Source organism: Streptococcus australis (assembly GCF_047463015.1).
GTDB classification, from domain to species: domain Bacteria; phylum Bacillota; class Bacilli; order Lactobacillales; family Streptococcaceae; genus Streptococcus; species Streptococcus australis_F.
The window spans coordinates 99,869-121,751 of the sequence record NZ_JASHER010000001.1 but is presented as its reverse complement, the minus strand read 5'-3'; the positions used below and the strand labels follow the sequence as shown (position 1 = coordinate 121,751).

General features: G+C 43.7%; 22 protein-coding genes and 2 pseudogenes. 22 read left to right on the top strand and 2 right to left on the bottom strand.

The genetic code is table 11. The features are described from left to right. Positions 1-100: 100 nt before the first annotated feature. The 14 genes from QM873_RS00595 to QM873_RS00530 all read left to right on the top strand — a co-directional run bounded on the left by QM873_RS00595 (position 101) and on the right by QM873_RS00530 (position 12,238). Positions 101-817 (top strand): YebC/PmpR family DNA-binding transcriptional regulator, encoded by a 717-nt coding sequence (locus QM873_RS00595; protein ID WP_006146163.1) that lies wholly within the window; start codon positions 101-103, stop codon positions 815-817. A 188-nt stretch (positions 818-1,005) separates the two neighbouring features. Further along, entirely contained in the window at positions 1,006-2,148 is a 1,143-nt protein-coding gene (locus QM873_RS00590) for an amidohydrolase (protein WP_414278628.1), read from the top strand. 128 nt (positions 2,149-2,276) lie between these two features. Beyond that, positions 2,277-3,104 (top strand): amino acid ABC transporter substrate-binding protein, encoded by an 828-nt coding sequence (locus QM873_RS00585; protein ID WP_414278627.1) that lies wholly within the window; start codon positions 2,277-2,279, stop codon positions 3,102-3,104. A 32-nt stretch (positions 3,105-3,136) separates the two neighbouring features. Further along, on the top strand, positions 3,137-4,009 hold the full coding sequence (locus QM873_RS00580) for a MetQ/NlpA family ABC transporter substrate-binding protein (RefSeq protein ID WP_135782720.1): 873 nt from the start codon (positions 3,137-3,139) through the stop codon (positions 4,007-4,009). 68 nt (positions 4,010-4,077) lie between these two features. Next, complete coding sequence (locus QM873_RS00575) at positions 4,078-5,451, top strand: M20/M25/M40 family metallo-hydrolase (RefSeq protein ID WP_414278626.1); 1,374 nt, start codon at positions 4,078-4,080, stop codon at positions 5,449-5,451. Further along, positions 5,444-6,511 (top strand): methionine ABC transporter ATP-binding protein, encoded by a 1,068-nt coding sequence (locus QM873_RS00570; RefSeq protein WP_414278625.1) that lies wholly within the window; start codon positions 5,444-5,446, stop codon positions 6,509-6,511. Before QM873_RS00575 ends, QM873_RS00570 begins: the two co-directional genes overlap by 8 nt. Further along, complete coding sequence (locus QM873_RS00565) at positions 6,508-7,200, top strand: methionine ABC transporter permease (RefSeq protein ID WP_006595735.1); 693 nt, start codon at positions 6,508-6,510, stop codon at positions 7,198-7,200. The genes QM873_RS00570 and QM873_RS00565 overlap by 4 nt, the downstream gene beginning before the upstream one ends. Before the next feature lie 15 nt (positions 7,201-7,215). Next, the gene (locus tag QM873_RS00560) at positions 7,216-7,794 is read left to right on the top strand and encodes an MptD family putative ECF transporter S component (RefSeq protein WP_411399989.1); all 579 of its coding nucleotides are present in this window, start codon (positions 7,216-7,218) and stop codon (positions 7,792-7,794) included. Between the two features lie 17 nt (positions 7,795-7,811). Further along, on the top strand, positions 7,812-8,660 hold the full coding sequence (locus QM873_RS00555; RefSeq protein ID WP_006595737.1) for an SAM hydrolase/SAM-dependent halogenase family protein: 849 nt from the start codon (positions 7,812-7,814) through the stop codon (positions 8,658-8,660). Positions 8,661-8,673: 13 nt separating this feature from the next. Next, on the top strand, positions 8,674-9,267 hold the full coding sequence (locus QM873_RS00550; protein WP_414278624.1) for an ECF-type riboflavin transporter substrate-binding protein: 594 nt from the start codon (positions 8,674-8,676) through the stop codon (positions 9,265-9,267). Positions 9,268-9,405: 138 nt separating this feature from the next. Further along, positions 9,406-9,600, top strand: a complete 195-nt coding sequence (locus QM873_RS00545; RefSeq protein ID WP_003005328.1) for a helix-turn-helix transcriptional regulator — start codon at positions 9,406-9,408, stop codon at positions 9,598-9,600. 28 nt (positions 9,601-9,628) lie between these two features. Then, positions 9,629-10,105, top strand: coding sequence for a DUF6773 family protein (locus tag QM873_RS00540; protein ID WP_414278623.1), 477 nt, complete (start codon positions 9,629-9,631; stop codon positions 10,103-10,105). Positions 10,106-10,263: 158 nt separating this feature from the next. Next, positions 10,264-11,247, top strand: a complete 984-nt coding sequence (gene trhO / locus QM873_RS00535; protein WP_414278622.1) for an oxygen-dependent tRNA uridine(34) hydroxylase TrhO — start codon at positions 10,264-10,266, stop codon at positions 11,245-11,247. 94 nt (positions 11,248-11,341) lie between these two features. Next, complete coding sequence (locus tag QM873_RS00530; RefSeq protein ID WP_414278621.1) at positions 11,342-12,238, top strand: DUF4299 family protein; 897 nt, start codon at positions 11,342-11,344, stop codon at positions 12,236-12,238. A gap of 34 nt (positions 12,239-12,272) precedes the next feature. On the opposite strand, the gene QM873_RS00525 is transcribed toward QM873_RS00530, so the two are convergent. Next, positions 12,273-13,553 carry a uracil-xanthine permease family protein gene (locus tag QM873_RS00525; protein ID WP_414278620.1) on the bottom strand — a complete coding sequence of 427 codons (1,281 nt, stop codon included), beginning with the start codon at positions 13,551-13,553 and terminating at the stop codon, positions 12,273-12,275. Positions 13,554-14,103: 550 nt separating this feature from the next. Between QM873_RS00525 and QM873_RS00520 the strand changes: the two genes are divergently transcribed. The 6 genes and pseudogenes from QM873_RS00520 (at position 14,104) to QM873_RS00495 (ending at position 19,118) form a co-directional block, all read left to right on the top strand. After that, on the top strand, positions 14,104-14,877 hold the full coding sequence (locus QM873_RS00520; protein ID WP_223355557.1) for a nucleoside phosphorylase: 774 nt from the start codon (positions 14,104-14,106) through the stop codon (positions 14,875-14,877). After that, positions 14,878-15,729, top strand: a pseudogene (locus QM873_RS00515) (ATP-binding cassette domain-containing protein); the annotation flags it as partial. 27 nt (positions 15,730-15,756) lie between these two features. Further along, a pseudogene (locus QM873_RS00510) lies at positions 15,757-16,560 on the top strand (energy-coupling factor ABC transporter ATP-binding protein); the annotation flags it as partial. Beyond that, positions 16,553-17,383 (top strand): energy-coupling factor transporter transmembrane component T family protein, encoded by an 831-nt coding sequence (locus QM873_RS00505; RefSeq protein ID WP_414278619.1) that lies wholly within the window; start codon positions 16,553-16,555, stop codon positions 17,381-17,383. The pseudogene QM873_RS00510 and the gene QM873_RS00505, both read left to right, overlap by 8 nt. Positions 17,384-17,387: 4 nt before the next feature. After that, a complete protein-coding gene (locus QM873_RS00500) occupies positions 17,388-18,143 on the top strand; it encodes an SDR family oxidoreductase (protein ID WP_414278618.1) in 756 nt (251 codons plus the stop codon). A gap of 72 nt (positions 18,144-18,215) precedes the next feature. Further along, the gene (locus tag QM873_RS00495; RefSeq protein WP_414278617.1) at positions 18,216-19,118 is read left to right on the top strand and encodes a carbohydrate kinase family protein; all 903 of its coding nucleotides are present in this window, start codon (positions 18,216-18,218) and stop codon (positions 19,116-19,118) included. A gap of 177 nt (positions 19,119-19,295) precedes the next feature. On the opposite strand, the gene rsmG is transcribed toward QM873_RS00495, so the two are convergent. Then, positions 19,296-20,009, bottom strand: a complete 714-nt coding sequence (gene rsmG / locus QM873_RS00490; protein ID WP_129270164.1) for a 16S rRNA (guanine(527)-N(7))-methyltransferase RsmG — start codon at positions 20,007-20,009, stop codon at positions 19,296-19,298. 71 nt (positions 20,010-20,080) lie between these two features. Here rsmG and QM873_RS00485 point away from each other — a divergent pair, with 71 nt between their 5' ends. Together QM873_RS00485 and htpX are read left to right on the top strand one after the other, a co-directional pair. Next, positions 20,081-20,641 (top strand): LemA family protein, encoded by a 561-nt coding sequence (locus QM873_RS00485; protein ID WP_003013312.1) that lies wholly within the window; start codon positions 20,081-20,083, stop codon positions 20,639-20,641. A 1-nt stretch (position 20,642) separates the two neighbouring features. Then, on the top strand, positions 20,643-21,539 hold the full coding sequence (gene htpX, locus QM873_RS00480; RefSeq protein WP_048716550.1) for a zinc metalloprotease HtpX: 897 nt from the start codon (positions 20,643-20,645) through the stop codon (positions 21,537-21,539). The last annotated feature ends 344 nt before the right edge of the window (positions 21,540-21,883 follow it).

Sequence of the window (21,883 nt, the reverse complement as noted above, 5' to 3'; positions counted from 1 at the left end):
AGAAGAGAACGAATTCTACTATTTTTCTTAGTGATTTTTCATGGTTACTGTGTTATAATAATGAAGATTAAAATGTAAACTATTAAAAGGAGAACCTCCAATGGGACGTAAATGGGCCAATATTGTAGCCAAGAAAACTGCCAAAGATGGTGCTAACTCAAAAGTATATGCGAAATTCGGAGTAGAAATCTATGTAGCCGCTAAAAAAGGTGAGCCAGATCCAGAATTGAATACTGCTTTGAAATTCGTTATCGACCGTGCTAAACAAGCGCAAGTGCCAAAACACGTAATTGATAAAGCGATCGATAAGGCAAAAGGGAATACAGACGAAACCTTTACAGAAGGACGTTACGAAGGATTTGGACCAAATGGTTCCATGTTGATCGTTGATACCTTGACATCAAATGTTAACCGTACAGCTGCGAATGTCCGGGCTGCCTTCGGTAAAAACGGTGGAAACATGGGAGCTTCTGGTTCTGTATCTTACCTCTTTGACAACAAAGGTGTTATCGTCTTTGCGGGTGATGATGCGGATGCCATCTTTGAGCTTTTATTGGAAGCAGATGTGGATGTAGATGATGTTGAAGCTGAAGAAGGAACAATTACTGTTTACACTGCTCCAACTGACCTTCACAAAGCGATCGTTGCTTTGCGTGAATCTGGTATCGAAGAATTCCAAGTAACCGAATTGGAAATGATTCCTCAATCAGAAGTTGAGTTGTCAGGTGAAGATTTGGAAACCTTTGAAAAACTTTACAGCGTTCTTGAAGATGATGAGGACGTGCAAAAGATCTACACTAACGTAGATGGATTCTAATAGAAATAGACCTTTGAAGATAATTTCTTCAAAGGTTTTTTTCTTGAGGTTTGGCATTTTTAGGAAGGAAGGCAGAGGTCAAAAAAATAATGATATAGTTCCTGGCTATAACTGAGAGAAAAAAATAGGAATTAGACGAATAGGGGAGGCAGTGATAGAATAGAACTATGCTAGAAAGGGGACGAAAAATGGTATCATTTTCCTATGAACATCTAGTGCCCATTCGGCATTATGTACATCAGCATCCAGAGTTATCTGGACAAGAATACCAAACCACAGCTTATCTCAAAGCCTATTTGGAAAAGCTTGGTGTACGCATTTTAAACAGTGGATTAAAGACAGGTCTGATTGCTGAAATCGGAAGCGGTCAACCAGTCATTGCCCTTCGCGCAGATATTGATGCCCTTCCAATTCAGGAGAACACGGGTCTCGACTACCAAAGTCAAAACCCTGGTGTCATGCATGCCTGTGGCCATGATTTCCATCAGGTCAGCCTATTAGGGGCTGCAGAAGTCCTAAAAAGTATGGAAGCAGACTTAAAGGGGACGATTCGGTTGATTTTTCAGCCGGCTGAAGAGACTTCTGAAGGAGCATCTGCGGTATTAGCGACCGGGCTCCTAGAGAATGTACAGGCCATCCTTGGATTTCACAACATGCCGTCATTGCCTGCGGGTCAGTTGGCCCTGCGTCCAGGTGCCATGATGGCGGGGGTTGAAAAGTTCAAGGTGACTGTCACTGGGGTGAGCAGTCATGCGGCTCGACCGGATCTCGGTTTGGATACTGTTGTAGCAATCACTAGTATGGTCCAGCAGTTGCAGACCTTGGTCTCGCGTACGGTTTCGCCATTTGAGACAGCTGTCCTATCGGTGAGCCATATCGAAGCTGGTTCAACCTGGAATGTTCTTCCCAAGTCTGGTTACTTTGAAGGAACCATTCGAACCTTTAATCCGGATCTCCAGAGACGGCTCAAGGCGGATTTCATTCGCGTGATCGAACAGATCTCCAACAGCACGGGAGTCATGGTCCAATTTGATTGGGGCAAGACACCACCGGTTACCTATAATGATAAGGCTTTGGCTAAAAAAGTCTTTCGTTGGTCCAAGTCTTTTGCAGAAGTTGTCGAGGCCCAGCCATCGACAGCGGGTGAAGATTTTGCCTTCTATCAAGAGAAAATCCCAGGAGTCTTTGCTTTTATCGGATCGAATGGTGCAGCGGATGCACCGGATCTCCACCATGATAGCATGGTCATAGATGATGCAGCTTTTGCAGTATCAGTTCCATATTACGTAGAAAATGCCCTCGCTTTACTGGAAAAATTTTCAACCAAATGAGACGTGATAGGTAAAACCTATCACCGCCATAAAGAAAATATAATACCCAAGAGTCAGGAATTTTGATATGATGGAAAAAGCTGTTTTTTTTAAGAGGAATAAACAATTTTAGTGAAAAAGGAGAACAAATGAAATTGAATAAATTCATCAAATATGTTGGTTTAAGCCTTGTGGGCATAGCAGCAGTTGGGACTTTGGTAGCCTGCTCATCCAAGTCATCAAGTAAATCAAGTGGAAAACGGACCATTGAAGTCGCAACGGTTGGAACAACCAAACCCTTCACCTATGATAAGGACGGGGAATTGACTGGTTATGAAATCGAAGTCATGCGTGAAATCTTCAAAGGATCAGATAAGTATGAAGTCAACTTTAATAAGACAGAATGGTCTTCTATCTTTGCTGGCTTAGACGGCGATCGTTACCAAATCGGTGTCAGCAACCTTAGCTATGATAAAAAACGTGCGGAAAAATACTTGTACCCAAATCCTTACGCAAAGAACCCAGTGGTCCTAGTGGTTCGCAAAGATTCAGGGATCAAGTCACTGGATGATATCGGTGGCAAGTCTACAGAGGTCATCCAAGGAACTTCTACAGCGAAACAGTTGGAAGCATACAATGAAGAGCACAAGGACAATCCAACAGAGCTCAAATATACAGATGGGACCATCCAATCTATTCTTGCTAATTTGAGCGATGGCCGTTCAGATTATAAGATTTTTGAACGTTTGACAGTTGAAGCCTTGATCAAGGATCAAGGGTTGGATAATTTGGAAGTGATTGAACTTCCAAGTGATCAACAACCATATGTATACCCAATCCTTGCTAAAGGTGAGAAAGAATTGGAAACCTTCGTCAACAAACGGATCAAAGAGTTGTACGAAGACGGGACACTTGAAAAGTTGTCTAAGAAGTACTTTGGTGGAACCTACCTTCCAGAAGCTTCTGATATTAAATAAGGTTATTTAAAAACATCATAAGGAGAAAGAATATGAAATTAACAAAACTTTTTGGTGTAGCAGCTCTTGCTACCGTTGCAACCTTTGCCTTAGCAGCATGTGGGTCTTCAAAATCATCTAAATCATCTGATAAAGATGGTGTGACAACTGTTAAAGTTGGGGTGATGAGCTTAAGCGATACAGAAGAAGCTCGTTGGAAAGAAGTGCAAAAGAACTTGGATGATGCAAAAGCTAACATCAAGTTGGAATTCACTGAGTTTACAGACTACTCTCAACCAAACCAAGCTGTTCGTGATGGGGATGTGGATATCAACGCTTTCCAACACTACAACTACCTTGAAAACTGGAACAAAGAAAACAGCGCAGACCTAGTTTCTGTGGCAGATACTTACATTGCGCCAATCCGTCTTTACTCTGGTACAAAAGATGGGAAAAATAAATACACTGATGTAAAAGACATTCCTGAAAAAGGAACCATTGCAGTACCAAACGACCCAACAAACGAAAGCCGTGCTTTGTATGTATTGGAATCAGCTGGTTTGATCAAGTTGGATACAAAAGATGGGGAATTGGCTACCATCAGCAACATCAAAGACAATCCAAAGAACTTGACAATTTCTGAGTTGGACGCTTCTCAAACAGCTTCTTCACTTCCATCAGTTGATGCAGCAATCATCAATAACACCTTTGTTCGTGAAGCAGGTATTGATTACAAGAAAGCTCTCTTTGTAGAAAAAGCAAACAGCAACTCTAAACAATGGTACAACTTGATTGCAGCTAAGAAAGATTGGAAATCATCTGATAAAGCAAAAGCAATCGAAGCCATTATTAAAGCCTACCATACTGACAACGTGAAGAAAGTCATTGAAGAATCTTCAGACGGTATGGACCAACCAGTTTGGTAATTGAGAGGATGAATAGAGAGGTGGAGAAGGTTTTCTCTACCTCTTATCGTGTATAGTAGGAGGAAATGATGTCCAATCCAAGAGAGACAGAACAAATACGCAAATTTGAAAATGATGAGGTGGCTCAGCATTATTTTGAAGTCCTGAGGACCCTCATTTCCAAGCGCTCCATCTTTGCCCAGCAGACTGGCTTAAAGGAAGTAGCGACCTATTTGGGAGAAATTTTCACAGCTGCAGGAGCTAAGGTAACTGTGGATGACAGTTACACAGCGCCATTTGTCATTGCTAAATTTGTTTCACCCAATCCGGAAGCGAAGACCATCATTTTCTACAACCATTACGATACTGTTCCAGCAGATGGCGACCAACCTTGGACAAGTGATCCCTTTACGCTGTCGGTCCATTACGGGACCATGTATGGTCGAGGGGTAGATGATGACAAGGGGCATATTACAGCACGCTTGACGGCTATTCGCAAATATATCCGTGAGAATGGCGACCTGCCGGTCAACATTACCTTTATCATCGAAGGAGCAGAAGAATCTGCCTCGACCGACCTAGACAAGTATCTAGCCAAACACAAAAAACACTTGCGTGGGGCAGATCTCTTAGTCTGGGAACAAGGGACTCGTAACCAACAAGGGGAACTGGAAATCTCCGGTGGCAACAAGGGGATTGTTACCTTTGACATGGTGGTCAAAAGTGCAGATGTGGATATCCATTCCAGCTATGGTGGAGTGGTGGAATCAGCATCTTGGTATCTGCTCAATGGTTTGTCCAGTCTTCGAGATAAAGACGGTCGTATCCTGGTGGATGGCCTCTATGACTTGATTGAGGAGCCTAACGAGCGGGAACTGGCCCTGATTGATCGGTATGCCAATAAAACGGCGGACGATGTGACAGAAATCTACAATCTCCAATTGCCTATCTTGAAAGAAGAACGAAGTGAGTTCTTAAAACGTTTTTATTTTGAGCCAGCTATGAACATTGAAGGCTTGGGAACAGGGTATCAGGGACAAGGAGTCAAGACGATTCTCCCTGCAGAAGCTCGAGCCAAGATGGAAGTTCGGTTGGTGCCAGGCTTGGAGCCTAAACAAGTCTTGGAGTTAATCCGTAAACAATTGGATCAGAATGGCTTTGAGAAGATTGAACTTGTTTTCACACTAGGGGAAATGAGCTATCGGAGTGATATGAGTGCGCCGTCCATTCTCAATGTGATTGATCTGGCCAAACGCTTTTATCCAGAAGGGGTCTGTGTCCTTCCGACAACTGCAGGAACTGGTCCCATGCATACGGTCTTTGAGGCCTTGCAAGTTCCAATGGCTGCCTTTGGTATCGGAAATGCCAATAGTCGAGATCATGGTGGGGATGAGAATGTGAAAATTGCAGACTACTATACCCATATTGAATTAATTAAGGAGTTAATCACAAGTTATGAGTAAAGAAATTATCAAACTGGACCATATCGATGTTACCTTTCATCAGAAAAAACGTGAAATTGCAGCCGTGAAGGATGTGACCATTCATATCAATGAAGGGGATATTTACGGAATCGTTGGATATTCTGGTGCAGGGAAGTCAACGCTTGTACGGGTCATCAATCTCTTGCAAGTACCGTCAGCAGGTACTATCACCGTAGATGGTGATGTCATCTATCAAGATCGGGTGACCTTGAATGCTGCGGCTTTACGCCAAAAACGCCGGGACATTGGTATGATTTTCCAACACTTCAATCTTATGGCCCAAATGACTGCAGCTGAAAATGTGGCCTTCGCCCTCAAACATTCAAATTTGTCTAAAGAGCAAAAGGCTGAAAAAGTGGCTAAGTTGTTGGAACTAGTAGGACTGTCAGATCGGGCGGACAACTATCCTGCTCAATTGTCAGGTGGACAAAAACAACGGGTGGCGATTGCTCGTGCGCTCGCCAACGATCCAAAGATTTTGATTTCTGACGAATCAACATCTGCCCTAGATCCAAAAACGACCAAACAAATCCTTGCTCTTCTGCAAGAGCTGAACCAGAAGTTGGGCTTGACAGTGGTCTTAATTACCCACGAAATGCAGATCGTTAAAGATATTGCCAATCGGGTTGCGGTCATGCAAAATGGTGAATTGATTGAAGAAGGTTCTGTTTTAGATATCTTCTCTAATCCTAAGAATGAATTGACGCAAGACTTCATCACAACAGCAACAGGAATCGATGAAGCTATGGTGAAAATCAACCAGCAACAAATTGTTCAGAAATTGCCAGCGGATTCTGTTTTAGCTCATTTGAAATATTCTGGATCGGTAACAGACACAGCGATTATCAACGATATTTATAAACAGTACCAGGTGTCTGCAAATATTCTACACGGAAATATTGAAATTTTGGATCATACCCCTGTTGGAGAGTTGGTTGTTATCCTGACTGGAGAAGCAGCCAACCTATCTGCAGCGCAACGGGATCTACAAGCTGCAGGTGTTTCTGTTCGTGTTTTAAAAGAAGGGAGTAATGCATGATTGACTTTATTCAAACCTATCTACCAAATGTTTACCGGATGGGCTGGAGTGGCCAAGCTGGATGGGGAACAGCGATTTATCTGACCCTTTACATGACCTTTATCTCTTTTGTGATTGGTGGTTTATTGGGACTCATTGCAGGTTTATTACTAGTCTTGACAGCACCAGGTGGGATTATCGAGAATAAATTGGTTTTCCATATCTTGGATAAAATCACTTCCATCTTCCGTGCGATTCCATTTATCATCTTGCTAGCCTTGATCAATCCCTTTACTCGTATGATTGTTGGAACTGGGATCGGTCCTACAGCAGCCTTAGTTCCCTTATCCTTAGCTGTCTTTCCTTTCTTTGCTCGCCAAGTTCAAGTCGTTTTATCTGAGCTTGACCGAGGTGTAATTGAAGCGGCCCAAGCCAGTGGGGCAACATTTTGGGATATCGTTGGTGTCTATCTTCGTGAAGGTCTTCCAGATTTGATTCGTGTGACAACTGTTACCCTTATTTCCTTGGTTGGTGAAACAGCCATGGCGGGTGCGATTGGAGCCGGTGGTCTCGGAAACGTGGCTATTTCCTATGGTTACCAACGCTTTAATAATGATGTCACCTTGCTAGCAACCTTCTTGATTCTGCTTTTGATCTTCTTTATTCAGTTTATCGGTGATTTCTTGACCAAGAAAATTAGTCACCGGTAAGGATGGGTGAAGTATATGAACATGATACAGAAACATCAATTTAAGCAGGTTGCAGCCTTTGCAGGCTTGTATTTTCTTGCCATTGGATTAGGTGTCCTACTTGGAAGTCTGGTTGACCATCGAGGGAATATGTTTTATGCTCCAGCCTTCTCTGCCCTAGTTGGTGGAGGGATCTATCGCGTCTATGTTGAGAAAATTCAACGGACAGGAGCTATTCTAGTAGTTGCTCTTGTGATTGGTGCTTTTTTCCTTTTCACTCGTCATGGAGCTGGAGCCTTTCTTCCTGCTCTTGTTGGGGGGCTTTTAGCCGAATTGGTCGCAGCCCGTGGTCGCTACCAGTCGAAGTTAGGCAATGCGCTTTCCTTCCTCCTCTTTTCCTTTACGACGACAGGGCCCATTCTCATGATGTGGATCCAACCAGCTAGTTACCGTGCTTCTTTACTAGCCCGTGGGAAGTCGATGGATTATATTGAACGCGTTATGGTACCGTCGAATATGGAGACGGTGAGCTGGTTTTTATTGACCCTTCTTCTTGGAGCTCTACTAGGTTATCTTCTGGGACAATTGGTCTATCAAAAGCTAGATAGAAAATGACATGATGGAGAAGAAATATGCACAATAATTTATTAGTCCTTCAGTCAGACTTTGGTCTGGTAGACGGGGCCGTCTCTGCTATGATCGGGGTTGCTTTAGAGGAATCGCCCACCCTCAAGATTCACCACTTGACCCATGACATTACCCCTTACAATATCTTTGAAGGAAGTTACCGCCTCTTTCAGACGGTAGACTACTGGCCAGAAGGGACAACCTTTGTTTCGGTAGTCGATCCGGGTGTTGGTTCCAAACGAAAGAGCGTCGTAGCTAAAACGGCGAAGAATCAATACATTGTTACTCCGGATAATGGAACCCTCTCTTTCATCAAGAAACATGTAGGGATTGTTGCTATCCGTGAGATTTCAGAGGTGAAGAACCGCCGGGCCAATACAGAGTTTTCTTATACCTTCCATGGGCGTGATGTCTATGCTTATACAGGAGCTAAGTTGGCTAGTGGCCATATCAGCTTTGAGGAAGTGGGACCAGAACTCAGTGTCGAACACATTGTAGAAATCCCTGTGGTGGAAACTGTTATGGAGGACAATCTTGTCAAAGGAGCAGTTGACATCTTGGATGTACGCTTTGGTTCTCTCTGGACTTCGATTACCCGAGAAGAGTTCAATCATTTGGAACCCGAATTTGGGGAACGCTTTGAAGTGACCATCTATAACAATGACATGCTGGTTTACCAAAACCAAGTAACTTACGGCAAGTCTTTCGCAGATGTGCGTATTGGACAGCCAATCCTTTATATCAATTCCCTCTACCGTGTTGGTCTTGCCATCAACCAGGGATCCTTTGCCAAGGCCTATAATGTAGGAGTTGGGGCTTCTTGGCATATTGAGATTAGAAAAATGGAAAATTAATAGGAGATAAAATATGAAACAAAAAAAAGATTTTTCAATTAAGAACATTTTAGCTATTGGAGAAAGACCAGCTTTTTCGATTAAGGATGTTGTAGCCATCGGGGTTGGAGCAGCCCTCTTTGTGGTCATTGCGATGATCCCAATTCCAGCACCAGCTCCAAATACCAACATTCAGTTGCAATACGCTCTTCAAGCTCTTTTTAGTGTGGTCTTTGGTCCGATTGTTGGTTTCTTAATGGGCTTTATCGGTCATGCTATTAAAGATGCGATGACTTATGGCCTCTGGTGGACTTGGATCATTTCTAGTGGTTTGTTTGGTCTCTTTGTCGGTTTCTTCCGCAAACAAATCGGTGACCTCAAAGGAGAAGTGACCAAGAAAGAATTGATCGTCTTTAACGTCGTTCAAATCGTAGCCAATCTTGTCATCTGGGGATTGATTGCTCCGGTTGGGGATGTATGGATCTACAAAGAAAGTGCCAACAAGGTCTTCCTACAAGGTGTTGTAGCAGGTTCTGTCAATGCTTTAGTGGTAGCTATTGCAGGTTCACTCCTCTTGATTGCCTATGCTCGTACCCAAACAAAAGACGGAAGTTTGTCTAAAGATTAATCATAACTAAGAAGATAAAGCCTGGGAAACCAGGCTTTTTTATTTGCTAAAAATATTTTTTACAAAATGTAAGATATATATTGCAAAATAGAAAATATAGTGTATAATAGAGCTATAAAAACAAGAAAGGAAAATCATGTGGCGAAAAATCTCAAATTAAAAATGGCCCGGGTCGAGCATGATATGACCCAGGGGGATCTTGCAGATGCCATTGGGGTGACACGCCAGACCATTGGACTGATTGAGGCAGGGAAGTACAATCCGACCCTCAGCCTCTGCCTTGCTATTTGTAAGACCTTAGATAAGACGCTGGATCAACTGTTCTGGGAGTAACAGTTTTAACAATAGAAAGAGGAAGTATATGAAACAAAAGAAAGAACCAATTGTAAAAGATGAACGGACCATGTTGCTTGATGGAAAAATTGCAGGGGAACTTGTTCTAGGAATGACCTGCTTTATCGCCCTATCAGCCTTTGTGAAAGCTAGTATTCTGGACTTAGCCCTAGTAGCCTATATTCCAGAGCTCATTTTGTTGATTGTCATGGGAGTTTATGCCTTTGTGAGAAGGATCAGCTCTGGGATTGACATTCGAGATATGTTAGAAAAAGATAGCTGGTTCAGCCGCATCGGGGCAGGTATCTTATTTGCCTTATTTGTGATCGTAATGGATGTGATTGGAAAGCGGGAAACGATGAGCTTTATGCTTAGTCCCAAGTATCTGCTCAAAATCGTTCTTGCCATTTTAGTCTTTGCCTTTCTGACTTATCTGTTAGAAAAGCCACTCGCCTTCATTAATCGGAAAAAACAGAAGAAGATCGAGGCAGAGTTAGAGGACTAAGGGGGTAGCTTAAAAAGTTTTTAAAGAATTTGAATAAAAGTTTGGAATCCCAGGCTTTTATTTTTCGGTCAAATAAATTGCATTCGTTTTCTTGGGAGAGTATACTGGTATAGTTGAATGAAAAATTCTGATAATTTAATCTTAGAAAAGAGAATCTTATGGCAAAACCTATTCGTGTCTTACTTTACTATAAATATGTTCCCATCGAAAACGCAGAACAATTTGCGGCAGACCACTTGGCTTTCTGTAAGTCTATTGGCCTCAAAGGGCGTATCCTAGTCGCTGACGAAGGGATCAACGGAACTGTTTCTGGTGACTACGAAACTACGCAAAAGTACATGGACTACGTTCACAGTCTTCCAGGTATGGAAGACCTCTGGTTCAAGATGGATGAGGAAGAAGAGCAAGCTTTCAAGAAGATGTTTGTTCGCTACAAAAAGGAAATCGTTCATCTTGGGTTAGAGGATGAAAACTTCGATGAAGATATTAATCCACTTGAAACAACAGGTGCTTATTTGTCTCCAAAAGAGTTCAAAGAAGCTCTTCTAGATGAAGATACCGTTATTCTTGATACTCGTAACGACTACGAGTACGACCTTGGACACTTCCGTGGGGCTATCCGTCCAGACATTCGCAACTTCCGCGAGTTGCCACAATGGGTTCGTGATAACAAAGAAAAATTCATGGACAAACGGGTTGTAGTATACTGTACGGGTGGTGTCCGCTGTGAGAAATTCTCAGGTTGGATGGTCCGTGAAGGCTACAAAGATGTCGGCCAATTGCACGGCGGTATCGCAACTTACGGAAAAGATCCAGAAGTTCAAGGAGAACTGTGGGATGGGAAGATGTATGTCTTTGACGAGCGCATTGCGGTTGATATCAACCATGTCGATCCAAGTGTTGTCGGAAAAGACTGGTTCGATGGTACACCTTGCGAGCGCTATGTCAACTGTGGAAATCCTTTCTGTAACCGTCGCATCTTAACTTCAGAAGAAAACGAAGACAAGTACCTCCGTGGCTGCTCACATGAGTGCCGTGTTCATCCACGCAATCGCTATGTAGAAGAACACAACTTGTCACAAGCAGAGGTTGCTGAGCGTTTGGCCGTTATCGGTGAGACGCTTGATGGAACTCTTGCATAAGTTAAAAACAGCCTTTTGGCTGTTTTTTTCTATGGAAAGTCATGAAAATTTGTGCTATAATTTGGTAAGCGATTACAAAAAAAGGAGAAAACAAATGTCCGTTGTGTTTTCAATTCGAAATAAAAAGAGTATGTTTGGCTATCAAAAGGTGATACCAGCTAAAGATGTATTAAATTTGGTGGAGGGAGTTCTTACTTACAGTTTTGAGGAAGCTATGCTTGGTCGCTCTCTCAAAGATTTTCCAGCTATGATGTGTATCCGTTATGGCAAGAGCTGCTTGCCCATCATCCTTCGTTATCTGGATCAAGAACATGCTTACCAGTTCATCCTTGCAGATTTTGCCACCCTTGAAGATTGGCGACTCATCTTGGAATGGCTCAGTGCCCTAGCTCGCCAGTTAGGAAATGAGATTCACGATAATTTGGGGACCAGCTATGACGCAGACTCTATTTTCTCTTTTGACTATGAGAACTATTTGCTGAAGAATCTACAGAATCTAGTACAAGATCCAGACCTTCATCAATATCAGCTTCAGGGCTTCGCTCATCCTGTGATTTTAGATCGTGAGCTCCTTCGTAAAATTCTAGACTCCGCTCAACCTTTAGAGGAGTTCAGTCAAGTGGTTAAAAAGGTTCAATACAGCTCCGCCTTCTTTAGTCAAGTTCGTTTCTACCGTCAGAACGAAACGGGAGGTATTATTGGCAGTTACAGTCTAACAGAAGATACGGATACTGTCTTGCCACGAGTGCCTTTTGTACCTGCGGAGTTTGTAGAAAAGGTGAATATGGATGAAATCATCGACTGGAAAGTGAATTTAGTGGAAATTACTGGAAATCCCGATATGCCAGAGAGTTATAAGCCAGTTGCAGCAGTGAATTTAGAAGCCTTACTGAGTTCTTTGGACTCAAGTGAATTTGAATCGTTGGATGCCAATCAAATTGAAATCAAAAAATTGTCTAAGGAACGCTTGTTGCAATTAGCCCAACTCTAATAAAAAAAGTTCTCAATTCTGAGAACTTTTTCTTTTAATTTGATTCATGTGGCAAGATTAAGTTGAGGATGATTCCTGTCATAGCTGAGAGAGCTGTTCCTGCGAGGGTCACTGGACCGAGTTTCAGAGTTGCTCCACCAAGTCCAAGAACCAACATAGCACTTGCAATAATCAAGTTGCGCATTAAGCTGAAGTCGACGCGTTCTTTAATCAAGACTTTCAAACCGTTACTTGCGATAACTCCGTAGAGAAGGATGGACATTCCACCGAGAACAGAGTTTGGAATGGTAGAAATGAGGGCAGTAAACTTACCAAGGAAACTCAAGGAAAGAGCGATCAAGGCAGCATTTCGGATAACAGAAACAGAAGCAATACGGGTCATTCCGATTACACCGGTGTTTTCTCCATAAGTGGTATTGGCTGGACCACCAAGGAAGGCTGATACAGATGTTGCAATCCCGTCACCAAGAAGGGTACGATGGAGTCCCGGTTGTTTCAAGAATTGACGGCCACAGATTTGACTAAGCACGGTATGGTCACCGATGTGTTCTGAAATAGTTACGATAGCGATTGGCAAGATGGCGATGGTTTCAGGACCGAAATATAAGTTGTATTGTTTGAAGGCCCCACCCGTATTGAAAGGAAGATAGAAACCAGGGATTTCAAACCAGTTAGCCTTGAGGACCGGATCAAAGTTCACCAAGCCCAAGCAAACTGCGAAGACATAACCACCGATAATGGCAAAGAGGAAAGGAATGATTTTGAAGAAACCTTTTCCTTTGGTGTTGATGAAGGCGGCGATCAGGAAGGTCACGACAGCGACAAGGGCATTTTTCCAATCTCCCCCTTCGACAAAACCAGCGTTTTTAACGGCTGATCCTGCAAGTCCAAGACCAATAACGATAATCATAGGTCCAATAACAACGGCAGGAAGTAATTTGTCAATCCAGCGGGTCCCAGCAACTTTAACACCTGCAGCAACAAGAACGTAGATCAGACCGGTCAGGATAACCCCTGTTTGGGCTGCATCGACTTTTCCTCCCATTTCCTTCATTGCCAAAGCCATGGCTGTGATGAAGGCGAAGGAAGAGCCGAGGTAGACAGGGACTTTAAAGCCGGTACAAGTCATATAGATCAGTGTCCCAACCCCTGATGCAAAGAGGGCAACGGATACGGGCATACCCAAGATGAGTGGTACCAGGATGGTTGCCCCAAACATGGCGAAAACGTGTTGGAAACTTAATAAGATTCCTTTTAGGGGTGCCGGACTTTGGTCGACATCCAGGAGCAAATCAACAGTTGATTCTTCTTTCATAATAACCTCACTTTTGGGCACCAAAAAAGAGCCCATGATTTTTTTGCATAGCAAGGGCCCTCAGATTATTCATATTCTGTGTCTTTGTCACCTCACAGGATGACATTAAAAACCTTTGCTTCTAAGAAGTATAGCAGAAAAAATTCGTTTTGTAAACGAATTTTTCCCGAGCCAAGAAACGAGAGAGCGAGGTTCGTTTTGTAAACGAATTTTTCCCGAGCCAAGAAACGAGAGAGCGAGGTTCGTTTTGTAAACGAATTTTTCCCAAGCCCAAAAATAAAAAAGCGAGGTCTATTTTGTAAATATTTTTTTCCCGAGTCAAGAAATAAACAAGCGAGGCAGGAGCTATCTATTTTCATCATGAAAGAGGTCAACGGTAGACGCAGTGGTTGAGTGGCCCATTTTCTTTTACTTTTTGAGAGATTCGGTATCATTTTCTACCACAAAAGGCGAACAAGTGAGCTTGCTTTTCCCTTTGTTAGAAGGAAAGAGGCCGATTTTGTGGTATAATAGAGGACTAGAAGTAGAATGAATGAAAGAGAAGTCAGAGATGCTGTTAGAAGAATTTGATGCCAATCGACAGGCGATTATCAACCCACAAGACCTACATGGTCCTATTGAAGGATTTCCCAAAGTAGTCATCTCTTGCTTTTCAAGAGTAACTTTTGCGCGCCTCCTTGAAAATTATGAACATGAGGTAATTACAAGAACTTCCATGGCCAACTTTGAAGTCATTGTCTATGGGATTTCGATTGAAGACCAACAGATTGCTGTCTTTAATGCACCAGTTGGGGCTGCTTCCTGTGTAGGGATTATAGAGGATTTGATTCAATTTGGGATGGAAAAACTGGTGCTCTTTGGGACCTGTGGGGTTTTAGATCGAGATATCGAAGCGACCTCCATTATCATTCCAACGGCTGCTCTTCGAGACGAGGGGACCAGCTATCACTATCTTCCGGCTAGTGATGAAGTGGAAGTAAATAAGGAAAGCCTTCCTCTCTTCCAAGCTTTTCTGGATAGTCACAAGGTTTCCTATCAGAAAGGAAAAGTGTGGACGACAGATGCTCCCTACCGGGAAACCATCGACAAGATGAAGCGACGAATGGAAGCAGGAGCCATCTGTGTAGATATGGAATGTTCGGCAGTGGCAGCTTTAGCAGCTTTTCGGGGCTTTGAGCTCTGCCATTTCTTCTACGCAGCAGACCACCTCTCGGAAGAAAAATGGGATATCCGAACCTTATCTAGTCATGAGGATTTAGATAGCAAGGATCGAATCGCGGATTTAGCCATCCAATTTGCGCTCTTATGGGAAAAGGCGAACTAAATGAAAGAAGCAATGATTGAACTGAAGGATTTTTCCTTCCAATACAAGGCCCAGTCTGAGCCAACTTTGAAAAATCTCAACTTAACCATTTATAAGGGGGAAAAGGTCCTGATTGTCGGGCCATCTGGCTCTGGTAAGTCAACCATTGGCCAGTGTTTAAATGGGATTATCCCTAATATCTATAAGGGAACTAGTAGTGGGCAATTCCTCATTCAGGGGAAAGAAGCCTTTGATCTCAGTATTTACGAGAAGTCTCATTTGGTCAGTACGGTCTTGCAGGATACAGATGGTCAGTTTATTGGTCTCAGTGTTGCAGAAGATTTAGCTTTTGCCCTTGAAAACGATATGGTGGAGCTGGAAAGTATGAAATCTCGGGTCCATACCTGGGCGGAGCGTTTAGATTTGAGCAAGCTCTTGGACCATCGGCCTCAAGATTTATCCGGTGGGCAAAAACAACGGGTCAGCTTGGCGGGTGTCCTGATTGACGAAAGTCCGATCCTACTCTTTGATGAGCCACTGGCTAATCTAGATCCCAAATCGGGTCAGGATATTATTGATCTGATCGATCAGATTCATGAAGAACAGGGGACGACCACCATTATTATCGAACACCGGTTAGAGGATGTACTCTACCGTCCCATCGATCGGGTCATCTTGATCAATCAAGGGCAAGTCCTCTTTAATGGGAGCCCAGATGAGTTGTTGAGGACGACACTGCTGGCTGAAAATGGGATTCGTGAACCTCTCTATTTAACGACTCTTCGCCAGTTAGGCCAGGATATCAGCAAGCTACCGCATTTGGACAAGGTAGAAAAACTACCACTTGGGGATGTATCAGTGGATATTCCAACTCCTCATTTTGAAAAAGGAGCAGAGGCAGAGACAATCCTAGAACTTGGTCATTTGAACTTTGCCTATCGAGAAGGGCAACCCATTCTAAAAGACCTTTCTCTAACCATTCCAAAAGGCCAACGGTTGGCCATTGTTGGTAAAAATGGGGCTGGAAAATCAACCCTTGCTAAGGCGATTTGTGGCTTCATCCAGACGGAAGGAACCTATTTCTCAAAGGGAGAGGATATCAAGGGTGATAGTGTCAAGGAGAGGGCAGAGCGCGTGGGCTATGTCCTGCAAAACCCCAACCAGATGATCTCGACCAACATGATTTTTGATGAGGTGGCCCTGGGTCTTCGCTTGAGAAATGTTCCAGAGGACCAGATCGAAAGTCGTGTCCATCAAGCCTTGAAAACCTGTGGTCTCTACGAATTTCGTAAGTGGCCGATTTCTGCTCTATCTTATGGTCAGAAAAAGCGGGTGACCATCGCCTCTATCCTTGTCTTGGGACCAGATGTTCTAGTCCTCGATGAGCCGACGGCTGGTCAGGACCAACGAAACTATACGGAAATTATGGATTTCCTTGATGAACTCCATCAAAAAGGGCATACCATTGTTATGATTACCCACGATATGCAGCTCATGCTGGATTATTCGGACCGGGCAGTCGTGGTCATGGATGGGCAGGTTTTGGCTGATTTGACACCGGCAGAGCTCTTGACCCAACCAGAAATTTTGAAACGGGCTAATTTGAAAGAAACGTCTATTTTCGCCTTGGCAAATCGACTTGGTGTCGATCCTCTTGCCTTGACCCAGTTTTATATGAATCAGAAGGGGGAAGGTCATGAATAATCGCTTAGTCGGCTACCATGCCGGAACCAGTTTTCTGCATCGCCTTTCAGGCGCTAGCAAGCTTCTTTTCTTACTCTTGGTATCATTAGCTGCCATGTTGAGTTACGATACTCGCTTGTTGTTGGTCATTGGTCTAGGTGCCCTCGCCTTATTTGCAACCTCAGGCATTCGTTTGAAAGACATCTCCTTTGTTCTGAGTTTTGCCTTAGCTTTTGCCCTGCTAAATGTCTTGATGGTCTATCTTTTTGCCCCTCAATATGGGGTAGAAATCTATGGAGCAAAGACAGTTCTTCTAGATGGTTTAGGGGCATATAGTATTACAGCCCAAGAGTTATTTTATCTCTTCAACCTAGCTTTGAAGTATGTGTGTACCATCCCCTTAGCTCTCATTTTCTTGATGACCACCCATCCCAGTCAGTTTGCTTCGAGTCTCAACCAGATTGGGGTGTCCTACAAGATTGCTTACTCAGTGAGCTTGACCTTGCGCTATATTCCAGATGTGCAGGAGGAATACCAGATTATCAAGCTCTCGCAAGAAGCAAGAGGCTTGGAGTTGTCCAAAAAGGCCAACTTTTTCCAACGGGTGAAGGGAAATCTTCAGATGATTTCTCCCTTGATTTTTAGTTCTTTGGAGCGGATTGAAACGATCTCTACGGCCATGGAACTGCGTCGCTTTGGAAAAAATAAAAAACGGACCTGGTACACCTATCAGGAGATGACCACTCGTGATCGCTTGATTATCTTGGGGTCAATCTTCATGGTGATCTTGAGTATCGTCCTGATTTGGGTAAACAAAGGTCGCTTCTATAATCCTTGGAGGTAAGAAAATGGCAGAAACAATTTTAGTAACGGGAGCATCTGCTGGCTTTGGTCAAGCGATTTGCCGCCGCTTAGTTGCCGATGGGCATCGCGTGATTGGCGCTGCTAGACGCATTGAAAAACTACAGGCTCTTCAAGAAGAGCTGGGAGAAGCTTTTTATCCCCTTCAAATGGATGTGACGGATTTTTCTCAGGTGGATCATGCACTTGCCAGTTTGCCAAAAGCTTGGGAGAGAGTGGATGTTTTGGTCAATAATGCTGGCTTGGCCCTAGGCCTCGCCCCAGCTCATGAAGCAGAGCTTGCAGATTGGTTGACCATGATTCAGACCAATATTATCGGTCTGACCTATTTGACCCGGAAAATCATCCCCCAAATGGTGGAACGAAATGATGGTTATGTCATCAATATGGGGTCAACTGCTGGGACAGTGCCTTATCCAGGGGCCAATGTTTATGGTGCTTCCAAGGCCTTCGTTAAACAGTTTTCATTAAATCTACGTGCGGACTTGGCTGGAAAACAGATTCGGGTGACCAATATTGAGCCAGGTCTCTGCGAAGGGACCGAGTTTTCGGAGGTTCGTTTTAAAGGAGATGAAAAACGGGTAGAAGCTCTCTATCGAGATGCCCATGCCATTCAGCCTGAAGACATTGCCAACACTGTGGCTTGGCTCATCCAACAACCCAAGCATGTCAATGTCAACCGCATTGAAATCATGCCGGTTTCCCAAACATTTGGACCGCAACCGATCTATCGGGGTGATTAGTTTTACTAACCAGTACGATCCGGTGCTGGTTATTTTTCCATGTTGAGGATAGAGAATAGGAGGGGGAAAACCATGTCAAAAGCCTTAGTGATTGGTTCAACTGTTTGTGATGTTATGGTCTATCTGGATCGACTACCGAGTCGTGAAGGAGACGCCCATATCCATGAGCAGACTTGGTCACTTGGAGGGTGTGCCTTTAATGTCACTTCAGTGCTTCATGCTTTAGGTCAAAATGTTGATTTCATCTCGCCAGTGGGGACAGGTGTCTACGGGGACTTTGTCAAGGCAGAACTCGAGAGGCTGGGTATCCAGACTCCAATTTCAGTAACCGGAGCAAATGGTTGTTGTTATTGCTTTATTGAGTCGGATGGTGAGAGGTCCTTTTTATCAGATCATGGAGTAGAATATAGTTTTCAGAAGGAATGGCTCCAGTCTCTGGAGCAGGAAAGCTACGATTTTATTTATCTCTGTGGCCTTGAAGTAGAAGAGCCGACTGGATTGGAACTGATTCAATCTGTGTTAAAAATCAAAGGTCAAGTCATCTTTGCACCAGGACCTCGAGGACTCTTGATTCCCGAGGAGCGTTTGGAAGCCATCTATGATCTTCACCCCATTCTCCATGTCAATGAGGCAGAAGCCAAGGCTTTTTCGGCTTGTGAAGAGATTGCTGACGCAGCTAAGAAGCTCTACCAAAGAACGGGGCAGTTAGTCATCGTCACCTTGGGAGAAAAAGGAGCGATCGCATACGATGGTAGGTTCTACGAGGTGGCCGGATTTCCGACAGAAGTTCGTGATACCGTAGGAGCAGGAGACAGTCATCTGGGAGCCTTTTTAGCGGCATCTTTGCAAGGGCTAGATGTGGAGGATGCCTTAAGGTTTGCCAACAAAGTCTCTAGCCAGATTGTTGCAAGTAAGGGCGTTCATCTGACTCAGGAACAGTACCAAGTACTAAGAGCAGAACTCGCACAAAATTAAAAAGGAGTAGGTAACATGTCCTACTCCTTATTTGACTTTATCCGCTTGTCCCTTTGTATCTTATTGAAATGAACACGGGCTGCGGATTGTGTCAAAAAGATGAATCCTCCTAGAATCTTTTGGATTCTGCGTCGTATTCCCTATTTTGACTTTATCCGCTTAGCCCTTTGTATCTTACTACAACGGACGCTTATTTGGCATGCCCGCTTTTCTTGGGTATTTATTAGGGGTTTCTTTTTTCTTTTCTACAAGAGTGATATAGCGTGGATCCCCATTAGGCAATTCATACTGTAGATTGTCTTCAACCTTGCTAAAGAGCAGATTGAGGGCGTTTTTGGCTTCCTCCAACTCTTCTGGAGCATTGCTAGCCTTGAGAGCAAGAAGCTGTCCCCCTACTTTCAGATAGGGAATGGTCAGTTCAGACAAGACCTGCATGCGGGCAACGGCGCGGGCAGTTACGATATCAAATTGGGCACGAAAGGCCTTGTCTTGTGCAAAGTCCTCAGCTCGTCCATGGTAGAAATGAACTCCGCTCAAGCCTAACTCTTCAGCCAGCAAGTGAAGGAAATTGATCCGCTTATTGAGGGAATCAATAATGGTCACATCTAGCTCAGGGAATAGGATCTTCATTGGTAGGCTTGGAAAGCCGGCACCAGCTCCGATATCCAAGAGACGGATGGGTTGATTTTCGATTAAACCCTGCAAAATGGGTGCGATAGAATCATAAAAATGTTTGAGATAGACTTCATCTTTATCGGTGATAGCGGTGAGATTAATTTTCTCATTCCATTCCACGAGGAGCTCGAAATAGCGTTCGTATTGCTCTTTTTGTCGATCAGTTAGTAGGAAGCCGAGGTCGGCTAAACGGTCATAAAATTCTTCTGGTTTCATAAGATAATTTTACCACAAAATAAGGGAAATTTGATATACTGGTACTAAAGAAATGAAAGGAATTCAATAAAATGATTTGGATTATTCTTGGGGTCCTAGTGGTCCTTGTGTTGATGGTAGTAGGAGTTTACAACGGTTTAGTGAAAAGTCGGATGCAAACTCGTGAAGCTTGGAGTCAAATTGACGTGCAATTGAAACGTCGGAATGACTTGATTCCAAATTTGATCGAAACCGTTAAAGGGTATGCTAAGTACGAAGGAGATACACTAGCAAAAGTAACTCAACTTCGCCAACAAGTAGCGCAAGCATCTTCACCTGCAGAAGCAATGGCAGCCAGTGATGCTCTTTCCCGTCAAGTGGCAGGTATCTTTGCGGTTGCCGAAAATTACCCAGACTTGAAAGCTAACACCAACTTCATGCAATTGCAAGAAGAATTGACCAACACAGAAAACAAAATTTCTTATGCTCGTCAATTGTACAACAGTGTCACAAGCAACTACAATGTCAAGTTGGAAACTTTCCCAACAAACGTGATTGCTGGAATGTTTGGCTTCAAACAAGCCGAATTCCTTCAAGTGCCTGAAGAAGAAAAAGCAGTACCAAAGGTGGACTTTAGCGGATTAGGAGACTAATATGCTCTTTGACCAAATTGCAAGCAATAAAAGGAGAACCTGGATTCTCCTTATTGCTTTTTTCATACTCTTGGCTCTTATCGGAGCAGCCGTTGGCTACCTCTGGTTAGGCTCTTCACTTGGCGGCGTCATCCTAGCTTTGATCATTGGTGGGATTTATGCCTTTAGCATGATTTTCCAATCAACCGAAGTTGTGATGCGGATGAACGGGGCGCGTGAGGTGACGGAAGAGCAAGCCCCTCAACTCTACCATATTGTCCAAGATATGGCCATGGTAGCTCAAATCCCTATGCCTCGAGTTTATATTGTAGATGATCCGTCCATGAATGCATTTGCGACAGGGTCCAATCCTCAAAATGCTGCTGTTGCAGCAACGACAGGTCTTCTGGCTGTGATGAACCGTGAGGAATTGGAGGGAGTCATCGGACACGAAGTCAGCCATATTCGCAATTACGATATTCGCATCTCGACGATTGCTGTTGCCCTTGCTAGTGCCATCACCATGCTCTCGAGTATTGGTGGCCGTATGATGTGGTGGGGCGGTGGCCGTAGACGGGATGATGATCGAGAAGGGGGAAGTGGTTTAGAAATTATTATTCTTATCCTTTCCTTGATTGCCATCGTATTAGCTCCATTAGCGGCGACCTTGGTTCAGTTAGCCATTTCTCGCCAACGGGAGTTCCTAGCGGATGCCTCAAGTGTTGAATTGACACGGAATCCTCAAGGGATGATTAATGCTCTTTTGAAGCTGGATAACAGTGTGCCTATGCAACGAGAAGTTGATAGTGCAAGTAGTGCTCTCTTTATCAACGATCCTAAAAAAGAATCCGGCTTTCAAAAGCTCTTTTATACCCACCCACCCATTGCTGAGCGGGTTGAAAGATTAAGAAATATGTAAAAAAATCCACCAAACAGTGGATTCAGATTGAAGATACAATCATCTTAGAACCTTTCCTTAGGTGTGTACGGACGTCAGCGAACTTCTATGAAGTTCCATGACTAAATTACGATACAAAGGGCGTCTGCGGATAAAGTCAAAATAGGAAGTTTGACGCAGAATCTTTCGATTCTAGGAGAACTTATCTTTTTGACACAATCCGCAGCCCGTGTTCAATTCGTTTTGAACCCCCTCGCTCTTTAATTTCCAGGCTCAGGCTAAAACAGTTTCCCAAACTGTTTTACTCCCAAAACTCCCGAGTGCTAGAAACAACCTTGTTTCTAGCACTTTTCTCACGGCGGAAA